At 71.3% G+C, this 16,592-nt stretch carries 10 protein-coding genes; 3 read left to right on the forward strand and 7 right to left on the reverse strand.

Going from position 1 to position 16,592, the window contains the following annotated elements; translation table 11 throughout:
• Window positions 1–129: 129 nt before the first annotated feature.
• The 6 genes from recD to IHD13_RS04785 form a co-directional block, all read right to left on the reverse strand.
• Window positions 130–2,475, reverse strand: a complete 2,346-nt coding sequence (recD, locus tag IHD13_RS04760; RefSeq protein WP_195859891.1) for an exodeoxyribonuclease V subunit alpha — start codon at window positions 2,473–2,475, stop codon at window positions 130–132.
• On the reverse strand, window positions 2,472–6,272 hold the full coding sequence (recB, locus tag IHD13_RS04765; RefSeq protein WP_195859892.1) for an exodeoxyribonuclease V subunit beta: 3,801 nt from the start codon (window positions 6,270–6,272) through the stop codon (window positions 2,472–2,474). The genes recD and recB overlap by 4 nt, the downstream gene beginning before the upstream one ends.
• Complete coding sequence (recC, locus tag IHD13_RS04770; RefSeq protein WP_195859893.1) at window positions 6,269–9,904, reverse strand: exodeoxyribonuclease V subunit gamma; 3,636 nt, start codon at window positions 9,902–9,904, stop codon at window positions 6,269–6,271. Before recC ends, recB begins: the two co-directional genes overlap by 4 nt.
• Window positions 9,905–9,987: 83 nt before the next feature.
• Complete coding sequence (locus tag IHD13_RS04775) at window positions 9,988–10,935, reverse strand: D-2-hydroxyacid dehydrogenase family protein (protein WP_195859894.1); 948 nt, start codon at window positions 10,933–10,935, stop codon at window positions 9,988–9,990.
• Between the two features lie 75 nt (window positions 10,936–11,010).
• Entirely contained in the window at window positions 11,011–11,517 is a 507-nt protein-coding gene (locus tag IHD13_RS04780) for a methylated-DNA--[protein]-cysteine S-methyltransferase (RefSeq protein ID WP_195859895.1), read from the reverse strand.
• Window positions 11,507–12,892 carry a DNA-3-methyladenine glycosylase 2 family protein gene (locus tag IHD13_RS04785; protein ID WP_195859896.1) on the reverse strand — a complete coding sequence of 462 codons (1,386 nt, stop codon included), beginning with the start codon at window positions 12,890–12,892 and terminating at the stop codon, window positions 11,507–11,509. The genes IHD13_RS04780 and IHD13_RS04785 overlap by 11 nt, the downstream gene beginning before the upstream one ends.
• A 146-nt stretch (window positions 12,893–13,038) precedes the next feature.
• Between IHD13_RS04785 and IHD13_RS04790 the strand changes: the two genes are divergently transcribed.
• Together IHD13_RS04790 and IHD13_RS04795 are read left to right on the forward strand one after the other, a co-directional pair.
• A complete protein-coding gene (locus IHD13_RS04790) occupies window positions 13,039–14,022 on the forward strand; it encodes a TRAP transporter substrate-binding protein (RefSeq protein ID WP_195859897.1) in 984 nt (327 codons plus the stop codon).
• A 9-nt stretch (window positions 14,023–14,031) separates the two neighbouring features.
• Window positions 14,032–14,562, forward strand: coding sequence for a TRAP transporter small permease (locus IHD13_RS04795; protein WP_195859898.1), 531 nt, complete (start codon window positions 14,032–14,034; stop codon window positions 14,560–14,562).
• Here IHD13_RS04795 and IHD13_RS04800 read toward each other — a convergent pair.
• Window positions 14,559–15,440 carry a DMT family transporter gene (locus IHD13_RS04800; protein WP_195859899.1) on the reverse strand — a complete coding sequence of 294 codons (882 nt, stop codon included), beginning with the start codon at window positions 15,438–15,440 and terminating at the stop codon, window positions 14,559–14,561. The two genes, IHD13_RS04795 and IHD13_RS04800, sit on opposite strands and share 4 nt — an antisense overlap.
• A 103-nt stretch (window positions 15,441–15,543) precedes the next feature.
• Between IHD13_RS04800 and IHD13_RS04805 the strand changes: the two genes are divergently transcribed.
• Entirely contained in the window at window positions 15,544–16,410 is an 867-nt protein-coding gene (locus IHD13_RS04805) for a LysR substrate-binding domain-containing protein (RefSeq protein ID WP_195859900.1), read from the forward strand.
• Window positions 16,411–16,592: the final 182 nt, after the last annotated feature.

Here is a 16,592-nt window from a genome sequence, read left to right on the forward strand (position 1 = left end):
ATGTTTTGTTGCTAAGATTTCGTTATTTGCTGGTCGATATGTTGCATAATTATTCGCCTGAGAGAGTCGTAAATAGCGATAGAAACTGGCAAAAACCCGATATCACCAATACTAGTGATATCGGGTTTTCTACACCCTCCCCAACCCACTCACTCGCATCACCTCCCTCGTCACCGCTTCATCCAGCATCCCGCGGCCGGTTTCCACCAGCGTTAGCCAGTGCTTGGCGCGGGTGATGCCGGTGTATACCAGCTCCCGGGTGAGGATGGGGTTGGGGGCGTCGGGGAGCAGCAGGGCGGTGTGGGTGAATTCCGAGCCCTGGGACTTGTGTACCGTCATGGCGAAGACGGTTTCCACCGCCTGGAGGCGGCTGGGCAGTACCCACTTGATCTTGCCGCTGCCGTCGCTGGACGGGAAGGCGACCCGCAGCAGAGTTCTGCCGGGCGCCCGGGCATCGGGGAGCGCCAGGGTGATGCCGATATCGCCGTTCATCAGCCCCAGGCCGTAGTCGTTGCGGGTGACCAGTACCGGGCGGCCTTCGAACCAGCCCCGGTCGAGCTCCATATCGCTGGCATGGAGCCAGCCGGCACGGCGCAGGGCGCGGCCGATGCGCGGGTTGAGGCCCTCGATGCCCCAGGGGCCCTTGCGCAGGGCGCAGAGCAGTTGGAACTGGCCATGGGCCTCGAGCACGGCGCGGGCCCAGGCGTCGAAGGGCTGGCGCGCTTCGTCGTCGCCGAAAGCGGTCTCGGTCGGACGCCGGTCGCGCAGTACCGCCAGGTAGTGGCGGTAGCCCAGCGGCGGGGCGACGGGCTCGCCGCGCCGGTCGTGGCGACCCTGGCCGCGGTTGGGGAAACCGGCGGGATTACCCTCCACCACCAGCCTGTCGAGACCCGCGTCCTCGGGGTCACCGAGATGCAGCCGGGCCAGGTCACGATAGGCGGCCTTTCCTTCTTCACCGAACACCTCGCGCACGGCGCGGCGCTTCTCCTTGGCCAGACGCTTGTCGGGCAGCGGGCGATTGACCGCCTCGGCGAGCCGGCCGATGCCGCTGGCGGCGTCGAAGCGGTGGCTGACCCGCAGCATGGCGATGGCCTGGTCCAGGGGCTGGCCCTGGGCATCTCTATATCGTTCGGGTAGCGGGGTGCCGGTGGCGGCCTCCAGCCAGTCGGCGGTCTCGGCGGTGTAGTGGCCGCCCTCGGCGCGCTGGCAGAGATCGCCCAGCACGGCGCCGGCCTCCACGGAGGCGAGCTGGTCCTTGTCGCCGAGCAGCACCAGCCGCGCCCGGGCGGGCAGGGCGGTCAGCACCGCGGCCATCATCTCGACATCCACCATGGAGGCTTCGTCGATCACTAGCACGTCCAGGGCCAGGGGGTTGCCGGCGTGGTGGCGGAAGTGGCGGGTATCGGGACGGGAGCCCAGCAGGCGGTGCAGGGTCGTCACCTCGGTGGGGATGGCCTCGCGCAGGGTCGAGATATCCACACCCTGTTGGCCTACGGCGCCGGCCAGCTCGGCCAGTGACAGCTTCTTGACCTGGCCGGCGATGGATTCGTTGAGGCGCGCGGCGGCCTTGCCGGTGGGGGCGGCGAGGCGGATACGCAGCGGGCGGGCGGCGTCCGGCTCGGGGCGGCCCAGGGCCATGGCCTGGAGCAGGGCGAGCAGCTTGACCACGGTGGTGGTCTTGCCGGTGCCGGGGCCGCCGGTGATCACCGCGAAGGGGGAGCGGGCGGCCAGGGAGCAGGCGGCCTTCTGCCAGTCGAGGTCGCCGCTGGTGGGGAAGAGGGCGTCCAGGGCGGTGGAGAGGGTTGCGGTGTTGGTGGGGGCTTCGGGGCCGGTGGCCGCTTCCGGGCGCCTATCGGCGCCATCGCTCGGGGAACCCGAGCTCCCACGGGGGGCCTGATCGGGTGCTGCGGTGTCTTCGGGGCGCCTATCGGCGCCAATCGCCCGATGAATCGGGCTCCTACAGGTGGTGGTGGTGAGTCGGGCGGCGATCTGTTGGCGGATCTGTTGTTCGTATTGCCAGTAGCGGCGCAGGTAGAGGCGCGGGCCGCGGGGACCGGGGGCGTGGACCAGGGGCGTGCTGCCCGGTGCGTCGTGGGCGACCAGGCCGGGGTTGGCGAGGGCTCGCTGCCAGTCATCGAGGGTCAGGCCGTCGAGCACCTCGCTGGGCAGGGGCGGTGGTTCGCTGAGGTCGTCGCCTTCCGGCGGCAGCGACAGGGCCAGGTCCGGGGCCTCCAGGGTGGCGGCCAGGTCGAGGCAGACATGGCCGCGGCCCAGTTGGTGGCTGGCCAGGGCCGCGGCCAGCAGCAGCGGCGCCGGGGCCTCGGGCACCTCGCGGTGCAGGAAGCGCGCCAGGGCCCGGTCCAGGGCACGCAGCCAGCCGCGCTCCACCCAGCGCGCCAGCAGCGCCATCAGCGCCGGCGTCTCGTCCAGGGCCGGGTGCCGGGCCTCGGGCAGGTCGTCGAACAGATCCTTCATGCGGAGGCCTCCGTGGCGTGAGTGGGCGCCGGCTCACCGCGAAACAGGGCGTCCAGGCCGTCGATCAGGGCCCGGGGCGGGCGCTCGGCGTAGATGCCGCGGCCCTCCGTGGCGGTGGCGGGGCCGATGCCGCGCAGGAAGACGGTCAGCGAGCCGCCGATATGGCGGTCGTAGTCGTAGTCCGGCAGGCGCGACTTGAGCAGCCGGTGCAGGGCCAGCAGGTAGAGGGCGGCCTGCAGGTCGTAGCGCTTGTCGGCCATGGCGTCGCGCATGGCCGCCTGGGTGTAGGCGTCGTCGTCCGGCCCCAGGTGGTTGGACTTCCAGTCCAGCACGTAATAGCGCCCGTCGCGCTCGAACACCAGGTCGATAAAGCCCTTGAGCATGCCGTTGAGGGTGTCGGCGTCCAGTGCCGGGCGCGGGGCCCCGGCCAGGGTGTAAGCGCTGACCTGGCGGTCCAGGGCCGGGGTGGCGACCCGGTGGGCGGCGAACCAGAACTCCATCTCCACCTGGTAGCTGGCCAGTTCCTCGAGGCGCAGCGGCGACGCCTCGGGCAGCGGCAGCGGCGTGGTCAGGAGCTCGCCCAGCCAGCCGTTGAGCGGGGCCAGCCAGGCGCCCCAGCCGCGTAGCTGGGTGCGCCGGGCCAGCATGTCCTCGCGCAGGGCGGCGTCCCGGGCGGCGCGGCCGAAGCCCTGCTCGCCGGCCCACTCCAGCAGGCCATGCAGGAAGGTGCCGGGGCCGGGACCGCGGGGAAAACGGTGCAGGCGATGGGCCTGGGGGGGCTGCGTCGCGGCGCTGTCGCGGGGCTCGTCCATCACCTCGAAGGCGGTGGCCTCCAGGGGGGTGGTGGGCTCGGGCAAAGGCGCCGTTTCATCTGTCTTGGGCGGTAAGTCAGTGCTGACTGGGGCGCCTGCCTGCGCCGCGGCGGGGCCGGGCTCGAGGATGGCGCCGCCGGTGCGCAGCGCCGAGTAGCTGGCGATCCACCAGTGCTCCCGGGCCGGGCGCGTGGGCACCCGTGCCTCGCCCAGTTCGCCTTCGCCCTGGGCCGGGGTAACGCACTCGGCGGTGGCGGGGGGCGCCGGTTCGATGACGATGGCCTCCTCCTCGCCCTTGAGGGCGGCCAGGGCCGCGCCGAGGTTCTCCGGCGTGATCGGCTCGCCATTGGTGAGCAGCTGGCCCAGGGCGCTGGCCTCCAGCCCCTTGAGGGGGGCGACCCCCAGCCAGGTGGCGTGGCGGGCGCGGGTCAGGGCCACATAGAGCTTGCGCAGGTCCTCGCCCAGGCGCTCCCGGTCGGCGATGGCCAGGGTCGCCTCGTCGGCGGTGAGGCTGAGGCGCAGCCGGCCCTCGGCATCGTGCCAGCGCAGCGGCGAGTCGTCGGCCTTGGTGGCGCGGTGGTTGCCGATAAAGGGAAGGAACACCAGCGGGTACTCCAGCCCCTTGGACTTGTGGATGGTGATCACCTGCACCAGGTCGGCGTCGCTCTCCAGGCGCAGCTTATGGGCCTCGCCCTGGTCGTCCGGCTCGGCGATGGCCTCGGCCAGGAAGCGAATCAGCGCATGCTCGCCGTCCAGCTCCTGGCTGGCGTGCTGTAATAATTCGCCCAGATGCAGGAGGTCGGTAAGCCAGCGCTCACCTTCGCTGGAAGGTCCACCGGCCAGCAGCCGGCCGGGCACCTCGAAGTCGTTCATCAGCCGGCGCAGCAGCGGCAGCACCCCCTGGCGCTGCCACAGGCGGCGGTAGTCGCGGAACTGCAGCACCCGGGCCTCCCAGGCCAGCTCATCCTGCTGCAAGCGGTCGAGGGCGGCGAGGTCCAGGCCCAGGCCGGGGGTGGCCAGGGCGGCGCGCAGCAGGCGCTCATCGTCCGGGTCGGCGCAGGCGCGCAGCCAGGCCTCGAGCTCGACGGCCATGGGCGAGGCGAACACCTTGTCCTTGTCGGAGAGGTAGACGCTCTTGACCCCGCGGCGAGCCAGGGCACGGCGGATCTCCCGGGCCTCATTGATGCCGTTGACCAGCACCGCCATGTCCGAGGGGGCCAGCGGCGTGACGCTCTCGCCATTAGCGAAGCCCGCCGCGCCGCGCCGGCCCCGCTCCAGCAGGGCGACCATCTGGGAGGCGCAGCGCTCGGCCATCTCGCCCAGATAGGCGCCCCTGCCGAGGGGCTCGTCACTGTCCAGTTGCCAGAGGGTCATGGCCGGCTGTGGCTGGCCGTCGACGGTGAGTGAGTCCTTGCGGCCCTTCGCCTTGACCGGGGTGAAGGGCACCGGGTTGACGCTCGCCTCCTTGAACAGGAAGGCCCCGGCGGGGTGGGCCTCGGCGAATTCGAAGCAGCGGTTCACCGCGGCCACCATGGCGGCGCCGGAGCGGTAGTTGGTGCCCAGGGTAATGTGGCGGCCGGCGGTGTCGCGGCGGGCCTGGAGGTAGGTGTAGATATCGGCGCCGCGGAAGGCGTAGATCGCCTGCTTGGGGTCGCCGATCAGGAAGACGCCGGTCTCCGGCGCATTGTCGGCCAGGTGGTAGACCCGGTCGAAGATGCGGTACTGCACCGGGTCGGTGTCCTGGAACTCGTCCACCAGGGCCACCGGGAACTGCTGGCGAATACGCTCGGCCAAGGCGTCGGCACTGGGGCTGGCCAGCGCCCGGTCGAGATGCGTCAGCAGGTCGTTGGGGCCCATCTCAGCGCGGCGCTCCTGCTCGCGGGCCAGCCGCGCCCGGCACCACCGCACGGCATGAATCAGCAGGTCGGCATGGGGCTCGGGCAGGGCATCCAGGGCCGCGGGCAGCTCGGCCAGGGCCTCCCAGGCCGCCGGCACCGGGGGCGTGCCCTCCTTCCAGATCTCCGCCATGCCCTCCGGGGTCAGGCGTTTCCAGGCGTTGGCGGTCAGCGCCGGGCGGCTCGCCTCGCCCTCGCACCAGTCGCGCAGGGCCCCCAGCCAGTTGGCGCGGCTCTTGGCATTGAAGCTCTGTCCCTTGAAGGCCTTGCGCTTGGCGGCCTCCTCCAGGGCCGGGCCCAGCTCGTCCAGCCAGGCGGCCCAGGGCGCCTTGAGCTCGGCGAGGCGCGCCTCGCGCTCCGCCCGGGCCGCGGCCAGGGTCTCGGCGGGGGGCGGGGCCCGGTGGTCCAGGGCGTCGCTTTCGGGGAGCAGCGGGCGCACGGCGGCGTAGAGGGAGGCGCGGCCCTCGGTGGGGGCCTCCCAGTAGCGGGTGATCTCGGCCAGGGCCTCGGCGTCCAGCGGGTAGTAGAAGCTGCGCCAGTAGTCGCGCACCACCTCCTGCTCGAGCTCGCCCTGGTCGGTGGTCAGCTCCAGGGAGAAGAGGCTGCCGCTGTCGAAGGCGTGCTCCCGCAGCATGCGGTAGCACCAGCTATGGATGGTGGAGACGGCGGCCTCGTCCATCCACTCGGCGGCCAGCTGCAGGCGCCGGGCGCAGGCGGGCCAGGCCGCCGGGTCGTACTGGTCGCGCAGGGCCAGCAGCAGCGGATCGAATGGGGGACAGACCCCCATTTCCGGCGCCGTGGACTCCGCCGGGGTCTGACCCCGAAAAACCTCGGCGGCTTCCACCAGGCGGGCGCGAATCCGCTCGCGCAGTTCCTGGGTGGCGGCGTTGGTAAAGGTCACCACCAGGATCTCCGGCGGGGTCAGGGCGCGGGGGAAGGCGGCTTCGTCCTCGGCATGGCGGGCGCCCAGCACCAGGCGCACATAGAGCAGGGCGATGGTAAAGGTCTTGCCGGTGCCGGCGCTGGCCTCGATCAGGCGGCTGCCGTGCAAGGGAAACGTCAAGGGGTCGAGCTGGGTGACATCACTCATTTGCCGTCTCCCCCATTTTTCTCCCCTTTTACTGCGAGATAGAGCGGCGCCAGCAGCCGCTCGGCCAGTGTTGGAAAATCCAGCCTGGCGACGCCAAGCCGTTTCTCCTTATCGGCCGGGGCGGTGGCCATCAGGGCGGCGAAGTCGGGCCAGCGGTGGGCGAGGTAGGCGTTGCGGTCCACCTCGCCGCCGCTGAAGGCGTCGCCCTCGTAGGCCTTTCTCGCCTGCTGCCAGGCATCGCTGTCGGGGCCGTTGTTCTCCTTCGAGCCGTCGTGCCGGTCGACCTTGGCCAGCCAGGCGAAGGCGGTATCGCAGGCCAGCGGCAGGGGCTCGCGCATCCCCGCCTGCCAGGCGTCGATCAGCTCGCCGAGGCGTTGCCGGGCGGCCGTGGCCTCCACGGGGGGCAGGGTCACGCTGCCGGCCTTGGAGAGCAGCCGGGTGGTCAGGGGCGCCTCCAGGTTGCCGGCCAGATGGGCCACCCAGGGGCGCACCAGTTGGGCCCAGCGGTACTTCTTCTGCTTGATCAGGCTGCTGCTGGTCAGCAGCAGGCGACAGCGCTCGCCTGCGTCGTTCGTGCGCAGCTGATCGAGCCAGTCCTCCAGGGGCGGGGTGGTGCGGGTGGGCAGTGCCAGGCGCACCGGCTCGGGCTCTTCCACCGCATGGGGCCAGGCGTCGATCAGCTCGGCGTACTCGGCGAACAGCGCCTCCATGGGCTCGGTGAGGCTCTCGCGCATGCGTTCGGCGAAGGCGCCCATGGCCAGCACCCCCTGGCCCTCCAGGCGCTGCAGGGCCTCGTCCAGCGCCGCGATCCGCGGCTGGCCGGCATCCACGGCGCGGCGCTGGGCCTGGATCAGGGCGTCCTGCAGTTGCCAGTGGGTCAGGCCGTCGAGGGCGAAGGGCTCCTGGTCGAGGCGGGTCAGTTCCTCCCGCTCCAGGAAGACCCGTAGGCGGGTATTGAAGAAGGCCTTGGCCGGGTCGCGCAGAAAGCTTCCGAGCTGATGCAGCGTGAGCGGGTTTTCCTGCGCGAAATCACCCAGGGCCTGGGCGTCCGCCGTGGGAATCGCCTCGTTATGCACGTCCCGCCACTCATGGGCATAGGTAAAACGGCGCCGGGCCGAGGTGTCCCGGACCGCCTGCTGCGCCGGGGTGGGGAAGTAGTCGCGGCTGAAGGGCTGCAACGGATGCTCGGTGGTCAGGGCGGCGAGCAGGTCGTCGCCATGCGCTGTCTGCCAGCCGGCGGCCAAGTGGTCGCGCAGCTGGCCCACCAGCACCGAGGGGGGCTTCTCGGCGTTGTCGACGATGCTGCGCCCCACCCAGCTGATATAGAGCTGGCGCCGCGCCGAGAGCAGCGCCTCCAGGAAGAGGTAGCGGTCGTCCTCGCGGCGCGAGCGGTCGCCGGGGCGGTAGTCGCCGTGCATCAGGTCGATATCCAGCGGCGGCTGGCTGCGCGGGTAGTCGCCGTCGTTCATGCCCAAGAGACACACCCGCTGGAAGGGGATAGCGCGCATCGGCATCAGGGTGGCGAAGTTGACCGCCCCGGCCAGGAAGCGCTGGGAGAGGCTGTGCTCGTCGATCTGCCCCAGCCAGTGCTCGCGCACCACCGAGAGCGGAAGCTCCCGGGTCAGCCCCGCCTCCCGGGCGCTCTCCTGGAAGGTCTGCAGGCCCTGTTCCAGGCGCGCCAGCATCAGGCTGTCGGCGGGCTCCTCCGCGCTGAAACAGGCCTCCAGCAGCTCGCGCAGCACCGCCACCCAGGCGTCCGCGTCCTGGGCTTGGCGCAGCCGCTGCCACTGGGCCTCCAGGGTCTCCAGTAGCTGCGCCAGGGGGCCGGCCAGGCCCGCCTCCAGGCCGCCGATATCGTCGTAGGGCTCGATGCCCTGCCAGGCGCCGCCGCCGTTGCCCACCGCATAGCCGAGCAGCAGCCGGCGCAGGCCGAAGGCCCAGGTGTTCTGGGTCAGGCCCTCGGGCAGGTCGAGGCTGCCGCGCTGGCGGGCGTCGAGTCCCCAGCGGATGCCGGCGCCCTCGATCCAGCGGGCGAGCGTCGGCAGGTCCGCCTCGTCGAGGCCGAAGCGGGCCCGCAGCGCCGGCACCTCCAGCAGGTCGAGCAGGTCGCTCACCGAGAAGCGCAGCTCCGGCAGGCGCAGCAGCTTCTCGAGGGCCACCATCAGCGGCAGCCGGTGGCGGTCGGCCTGGTCGGAGAGGGTGAAGGGGATATGCCGTGGGTCATCCGGCGGGTATTGGCCGAAGACCGCCTGGATATGCGGGGCGTAGTGATCGATCTCCGGCACCATCACGATGATATCCCGGGGCCTGAGCTCGGGGTCGGCGGCGAAGGCGGCCAGCAACTGGTCGTGGAGGACTTCCACCTCCCGCTGGGGGCCGTGGGCGACGTGGAAGACCAGGGAGTCGTCCTCGGCCGGGTCCAGCGCCGGCCAGGTGTCGCGGCTCTCGGCCAGCGGGCGCAGGGCGCGGATATCGTCCTGCAGCTGTTGCAGCAGCAGGCCAGGCGAATCGTCCGGCACGCAGGGCTCGAAGAGATCGATGCGCAGCGCCTCACCTTCGAAGAGCCCTTGATAGCTGCCGGCGTCGTCGTGTTCGTCGAGCAGGCGCAGGTAGTCGCGGCCCTGCTTGCCCCAGGCCGCCAGCAGCGGCTGGGCGTGTAGGTGCAGGGCGGCCTCGCCGTCGCCATCGCCGAGCACGTCGAGGCGCTCCGGCATGCCCGGCTTGCGGGCTTGCCGCCTTCGCGCCGCCCGCAGCAGCTCCTTATGCTCGATGATATCGGCCCAGTAGTGCTCGCAGGGGTTGTGCACGCAGAGCAGCACCTGGCTGACCCGGGCGATGGCGGCCAGGGCCTCCAGGGTCTGCTGGGGCAAGGAGGAGATGCCGAAGACCACCACCCGGCGCGGCAGCCCGGGAGGCCGGTGGCTGGGAGTCAGCGACTCGGCGGCGGCGAGAAAGCGCCGGTGCACCCGGGCGCGGCTGGAGTCGATACCGGCGCTGCCATGGGCGGCCTCCACGTCGGCGCATAGCGCCCGCCACAGCTCCGGCTGCCAGCGTTGGGCCTCCTCCAGGGGGCGCGCCTCGCCGCGGGCGGAGATGCGCACGTCCTGCCCCGCCGCCCAGGCGTCCAGCCAGTCGGCCCGGTAGACCTGGTACTGGTCGAAGAGGTCGGCCAGCCGTTCGGCCAACTGGTGGTGCTTGCGCAGGTCGGCATCGTCGGCCAGGAAGCGCGCCAGGGGCGCGAAGCTGGGCCGGTCCAGCAGCCCCGGCAAGAGGCGCAGCAGCCGCCACACCAGCCGCGACTTGTCCAGGGGCGAGGTGGCGGGCACCGCGTTCTCGTCGCCGCTGACATGGTTCAGCACGCTGCGATAGGCCTGCCACAAGAAGCGCGCCGGCAGGGTCACGTCGAGTGCGGCGGCGATGCCGGCGCCGCCCTGGGGGGCGTCCTCGGCCAAGGCCAGCTTGAGCCACTGGCCGATGCCGTTGCTCTGTACCAGGATGGTCTCGTTCTCCAGCGGGCCGAGGGGATGGCGGGTCATCCACTCCACCGCCAGGTGGCGCAGGGCCTCCAGGCGGTTGCCGTGGATCACCATGAAACCGGGGGAGAGGGCGGTCGTGGCGACGGCCAGGGACATGGGCGCTTCCTTCGCGATGGGCCGGGGTGACTTATGGTGCCATAGCAAAAAGGCGGGGGTTAGCCCGCAGGAAAAGGCGAAGCCTAGCCCGCCAGGTTGGTCACCGGTCTGCCGTCGATAAAGGCCAGCAGGTTGTCGAAGGCGTCGCCGAAGTAGCGCTCGTAGCTCTCCCTCTCCACATAGCCCAGGTGGGGGGTGGCCAGCAGGTTGGGGAGGGCGAGCAGGGGGTGAGCGGTCACCGGTTCCTCCTCGAAGACATCGATGGCCGCCTGGCCGGGGCGTCCGGCCACGAGGGCCGCCTCCAGGGCGCCGGGGGCGATCAGCTGGGCGCGGCTGGTATTGACCAGCAGGGCATCGGGCTTCATGCGCGCCAGGTGCTCGGCGCCGACGATGCCGCGGGTGCCCTCGTTGAGGCGCAGGTGCAGGCTCAGCACGTCGGCGCGGGCGAAGAGGTCATCCTGGCCGGCGGCGATGGCCAGGCCGTCCTCGGTGGCGCGGCGACGGCTGCCGTCGCGGCCCCAGACCAGCACCTTCATGCCGAAGGCTTGGCCGTAGCGGGCCACCAGGCGGCCGATGCGGCCATAACCGAAGATCCCCAGGGTGTGGCCGTGCAGGCCGCTGCCCAGGGTGCGTTGCCACCCCCCGGCCTTGAGGTGGGTGGCCTCCTCGACGAGATGACGCCGCGCCGCCAGCACCAGGGCCCAGGTCAGTTCCGCCGGGGCCTGGGGCGAGCCGGTACCGGTCATCACGGTGACGCCGTGCTTGCGGCAGGCGGCCAGGTCCACATGGCCGGCACCGCCGCCGGTCTGGCTGATCACCCGGAGCCGGGGCAGGCGCGCGAGCAGCTCGGCGGTGATCGGCGTGCGTTCGCGGATCAGCACCAGGGCCTCGGCGTCTCGGAAGCGCTCGGCGAGGGCCTCGATATCGCTGAGAGTGTCGTTGAATATCGCCACCTCATGGCCCGCCAGCCGGGCGAAGGCGTCGAGGCGGCGGACGCAGTCCTGGTAATCGTCGGGGATCATGATCTTCATCGCTCGGCTCCTTGCCGGACACACCAGTGCCTAGCTTCGCCGGAATCGCCGGGCGAGTCGACTCTTGCCGAGGGGTCACTCGAGCAGGAAGGGCAGCTCGCCGGCCTCGTGGGCCAGCAGCCATTGCTTGCGGCCGAGGCCGCCGGCATAGCCGGTGAGGCGTCCGTCGCTGCCGATCACCCGGTGGCAGGGCACCACGATGGCGATGGGGTTCCGGCCATTGGCGGCGCCCACGGCGCGCTGGCCGCCCTTGCAGCGCAGCTGCTCGGCGATCTCCGCGTAACAGCGGGTTTCGCCGAAGGGAATGGTAGCCAGCGCCGCCCAGACCCGGCGCTGGAAGTCGGTGCCGACGGGGGCCAGCGGCAGGTCGAAGGCCCGGCGGGTGCCGGCGAAGTACTCGGCGAGCTGGGCCTTGGCCCGCTCGGTCAGCGCACCGGGGCAGGGCGGGGCGTCCTCGTCCAGGGTAAAACCGATCTCGGTGATGCCGGTGGCATCGGCGCGGATGCGGATCAGCCCCAGGGCATCGGCGGCGGGGGGACGGTAGTAGTCCAGGGCGGTGGCGAGAGAGGCCTTAGCGGTCATGGGCTGGGCTCCGTGGGTCGTGATGCCAGAGTTGCAGGGTCAGGTAGCTGCGCCAGGGGGCGGCGGCGGCCGGATCGGCCCCCTCCAGGCGTGGCAGGGCGCGACGCACCCCGGCGTCGCCCTCCAGCCAGATATCCGGGTGGCCGGTGCCGCGCAGGGCCGCGTAGCGGGCCGTCCAGGGGCCGATGCCCTTGAGTGACGTCCACGCCAGGGGCTCGTCGCCCGCCTCGCCGCCAGCATAGCAGGCCGCGAAGCGGCGCAGGGTGGCCCGGCGGGATTCCGGCATGCCGAGGAAGGCCAGCGTATCGGCGGCGACGGCCGCCGGGGTGGGGAAGTGGCGCCGCCCGTCGCCGGCCGGCTCGCCCAGGGCGGCCACCAGGGTCGTGACCAGGCGCCGCGCCGCGATGATCGAGACCTGCTGGCCGAGGATGGCGCGTACCCCGGCCTCGAAGGGTCCCCAGGTGCCGGGCAGGCGCAGCCCCTCGACCAGCGGCAGGCCCGGGGCGGCCTCCCGCAGCCGGGCTTCGATACCGGCGCTGTCGGCGTCCAGGTCGAGCAGCCGGCGGATGCGCCGCATCACCGGGGCCAGGGCGCCCAGGTCGTCGAGCACCAGGCGTACCCGGAAAGCGTGGCGTTCGGGGTGGTGCTCGGCGGTGAAGTGACCGCGGGCCTCGCCCCAGGCGAGGGTGCGGCCATAGTGCGTGGCGTCGCCCCACTCCAGGCCCTCGATGGCCCGGCCGGCGAGAAAGTCGCGCAGTTCATGCCAGGCATAGGGTGGCCGATAGGCCAGGGTCAGGGTCAGTGCCTCCTCGGCGTCGCCGGCGCGGCGGCGCAGCTCCCGGGGCGCCAGGCCGATGCGCGCCCGGAAGGCGTCGTTGAAGCGGCGCAGGCTGCGAAAGCCGCTGGCATGGGCCACCTGGGCGATCGGCAGGCGCGTCTGGTGGAGCAACTGCTTGGCGAACAGGCACTGGCGATGCTGGGCATAGGCCTTGGGGGAGACGCCGAGGTTTTCCTGGAAGAGCCGGCGCAAATAGCGTTCGCCGATGCCCAGCCGCATGCAGAGCGCGCCCAGCGAGTCGTTCTCCAGGGCGCCCTCGTCGATCAGACGCAGGGCCCGCTCCAGGGTCGTGGCGGTGCCGCGCCAGGCCGGAGAGTCCGGGGCGCTGTCCGGGCGGCAGCGCAGGCAGGGACGAAAGCCCGCCTCGGCGGCGGCCAGGGCGCTCGGGTAGTAGCGTACATTGGCCTCCCGGGGCGGCGTGGCCGGGCAGATCGGCCGGCAGTAGATGCCGGTGGTCAGCACCGCGGTGACGAAGCGACCGTCGAAGCGGGCATCCCGGGCCAGGCGTGCCTGGCGGCAGAGGGCGGGGTCGAGCATGGTGAAGACCTCGGCGAAACCTGTCCTCAGTGTACGCCCCGCGCCGGGAAAGACTGGCCGGAATCGGCCCTGGAGTGTCTTCAACGCCGCCCTGGGGTAGGCTCTCCCCTTTCGATAATCACTCCAACGACACTTCCGAGGCTTCCATGCGACTCCTCAAGACGCTGACACTGGTCACCGCCGCGGCTTCCCTGGCCCTGGTTTCCCTCCATGCCCAGGCGCGGGACTTCCGCCTGGGCTTGATCACCCCGCCCCAGCACCTGTGGAGCACCGAGGCCGAGGCCTTCGCCGAGAGCCTGCATGAGCGCTCCGGCGGCGAGCATAGCGTCAGCGTTTTCCCCGGCCAGCAGCTCGGCAACGAGGCGCAGATGGTCCAGCAGCTGCAGACCGGGGCGCTCGACATGGCCTTCCTGACCATCGCCGAGATCTCCAACCGGATTCCCGACTTCGGTGCCCTCTACGCCCCCTACCTGGTGGGTGGCGTGGATCACGCCGCGGCCCTGCTGCGTTCCGACACCGCCGCCGAGCTGCTCGAGCTGATGCCCGCCGAAGTGGGCCTGGTGGGGCTGGGCTACGGCATGGTGGGCATGCGTCAGGTGCTCAGCCGCAGTCCCATCGAGAGCCTGGATGACTTCCGCGGCAAGCGCCTGCGCATCACCCCCTTCGAGCCGATCCGCGACTTCTACACCGCCACCGGGGCGGCGCCCGCGCCGATGCCGCTGCTCGAGGTCTATGACGCCCTGGCCAACGGCCAGGTGGATGCCATCGACATGGACTTCGATTCGATCCTGATCCTCAAATTTCACGAGCAGGCCAATCACCTGCTGATCTCCAACCATATGATGTTCCCCATGGTGGGGGTGGTCTCGGGGCGGGTGTGGCGCGAGCTCTCCGCCGAAGACCGCGAGCTGATCGAGACCACCATGGCCGAGCACCTGGAGAACGTGTTGAGCGGCTTCCAGGCGATGGATGCCGCCCAGGAGGCGGAGATCCGCGAGCTGGATATTCGGATCACCGAGGCGGACGCCGATTTCTTCCGTGAGGCCATCACCGAGTGGGAGGCCACCTGGGGAGAGAAGGCGCCCAGCCTCGAGGCGCTGCGCGAAGAAGCCGAGCGCCTGCGGCAGTAAGGCGGCGCCATGTTCGCGCGACTCTCCCGGCGCCTCGCCCGTGGCGAGGAGATCGCCGCCGCCGCCCTGGCGGCGGCGGTGACCCTGCTGATCCTCATCAATGTGGCCTTCCGCGCCGCCGGCCATCCCCTCTACTGGGTCAGCGAGCTGGCCATCTACGCCATGATCTGGATGACCTTCCTGATCTCCGGCGTGGTGCTCAAGCGCCGCCAGGGCATCGCCGTGACCCTGCTGGTGGATGCCCTGCCGCGGCTGCCCCGCTACCTGCTGGGGCGCTTCGTGGACCTCACGGTGCTGGGCTTCGCGCTGCTGATGCTATGGCTCTGCTGGCGCTGGTTCGAGCCCCTGGCCCTGGCCCGCAGCGGCTTCGACGTGCGCGCCTTCCAGGGCGAGACCTTCAACTTCATCTATGCCGAGAACACCTCGACCCTGGGCATCAGGAAGTTCTGGGTGTGGCTGATCCTGCCCTGGTTCGCCCTGTCGCTGACCCTGCATGGGCTGGTTAATCTGGTGACGGGGTGGCGCTCTACCGGCGCCTAACGGCTGGCGGTCAGGCTGCCCGTCACCACCAGTGCCGCGGCCAGCGGCAGGCGCCAGTCCGGCGTGGTGACGCCGGCCAGCACCAGGAAGAGGGTGGCGAGCACCGGGACGGCGTGGGCCAGGTTGCCGAGCCGGTGGGCCTGGGGGTCGCGCAGGGCGCGATCCCAGGCCAGCATGGCCAGGCCATAGGGGCCCAGGCCCAGGGTGGCGGTGATGACAAGGGTCTCCGCCGAGGGCAGGGCGGTGGCGCCTTCCAGGGCCAGGCTGGCGGCGCCGGTGATCAGGCTGGCAATGAGCAGCAGGTGGGGCATGCGCCCGCCCAGCCGCCAGGCCGGCACCTGGCAGGCCAGGGAGTAGAGCGCCCAGCACAGGGCCGTGATCCCGGCCAGGCCATAGCCGCCCCAGGCGCCGGAAGCGCCACCGGCCAGCGCCTGGGGCGCCACCAGCAGGGCGGCACCGCTGAAGGCCAGGCCGGCACCGACCAGGGTGGTGGCCGGCAGCCGCCCCAGCGCCAGGCGGCGGCTGGCCAGCAGGAAGAGCACCGGCCAGGTGTAGAGGATCAGCGCCGCCTCCTCGGCGGGGGCGCGGGTAAAGGCGGCGAAGCCGGCGCCCACCGCCCCGGCGATCAGCAGTGGTACCCCCAGATGGACCATCAGGGCCTGCCCCCAGGGGAGCGGGGCGTCGTGGCGATGCCGGCGTGCCATGGGCAGGGTGCCCAGGGCGCCGGCCAGCAGCGCCAGGGTCGCCAGGCGCAGTGGCGGCAGCGCCTCGGCGAGACCGGCCAGCAGCGGTACCAGGGCCCAGAGCAGCACCGCCAGGCCGGCGGCGGCGGGGCCCTGCCAGGTGGAGAGATGGCGTGCGGAAGTCACTGTCTGCATGGTCGAGCCTCCTGGCGGGGATGACGAGAGCAGCCTATCCATCCCATACTCATCATAAAATCGATCTTTTTTGATCCAATCCATCAAGCCTGGTGATGTATCGATGCGTGCCGAGACCCTCGACCTGAGCCTGCTGCGCACCCTGGTGGCGGTGGCCGACACCGGCAGCGTGACCGCCGCGGCCCGGCGCCTGGCCTATACCCAGTCCACGGTGAGCATGCAGCTCTCGCGCCTGGAGGCCTTCCTCGACGTGGCGCTCCACGAGCGGGAGGGACGCCGCATCCGCTTCACCGCCGAGGGCCAGCGCCTGCTGGGCCATGCCCGTCGCCTGCTCGCCCTCAACGACGAGGCCCTGGCCGATATGCGGACGCGCCGGGTGGTGGGGGAGCTGACCCTGGGGATTCCCGAGGACTATGCGTCCCTGTTGACCTCGGTGTTTGCCTATTTCCACCAGCTCTACCCGGAGGTGAGCCTGCAGGTGGTCTGTGCCACCAGCGCCGACCTGGTGGCGCGAGTGCGCCGGGGCGAGCTGGACCTGGCCCTGGTGACTCGCCAGCGCCACTCGCCGGGGGGCGAGGTGATTCGTCGCGAGCCCCTGGCCTGGGCGGTGGGCGGCCAACGGCAGCCCTCCTTGGAGGATCCCCTGCCGCTGGCGCTCTACTCGCCGGGGGCGGACCTGTTCCGCGAGGTGGCCGAGCAGGTACTGGCCGCTGCTGGACGCGACTGGCGCCTCGCCTATACCAGTCAGTCGATGACCGGGCTGACGCCGGTGGTGCAGGCAGGCCTGGCCATCGTGGTGGTGACCCGGAGCATGCTGACGCCGGAGCTGCGGGTGCTGGAGGCGAGCAGCGGCCTGCCGCCCCTGCCCGCCGTGGAGCTGGCCCTGCACCGGCCGCCGCATCGTCCTTCCGAGCCCGCCCGGCGCCTGGCCGAACTGATTCGCGAGCAGCTCTCGCCCGGCAGTGACTGATGTCGTGAGTTGATCAGTCGCAGGCAATCACGTCGGAATGGCTGAGGGGCGCTGGGGACAGCTGGAGCAAAGCGTCTTTTCAGGGGTGAGGAAGCCCCTTCCGAACGGGTAGGCCATGGATGGCCTACCCCGGTCCTGAAAGCGAAGCAGGACAGCGTAGCGCCTCAGGAAAAAGTCGAGCG

The organism is Halomonas sp. 328 (genome assembly GCF_015645095.1).
Taxonomy (GTDB): Bacteria; Pseudomonadota; Gammaproteobacteria; order Pseudomonadales; family Halomonadaceae; genus Bisbaumannia.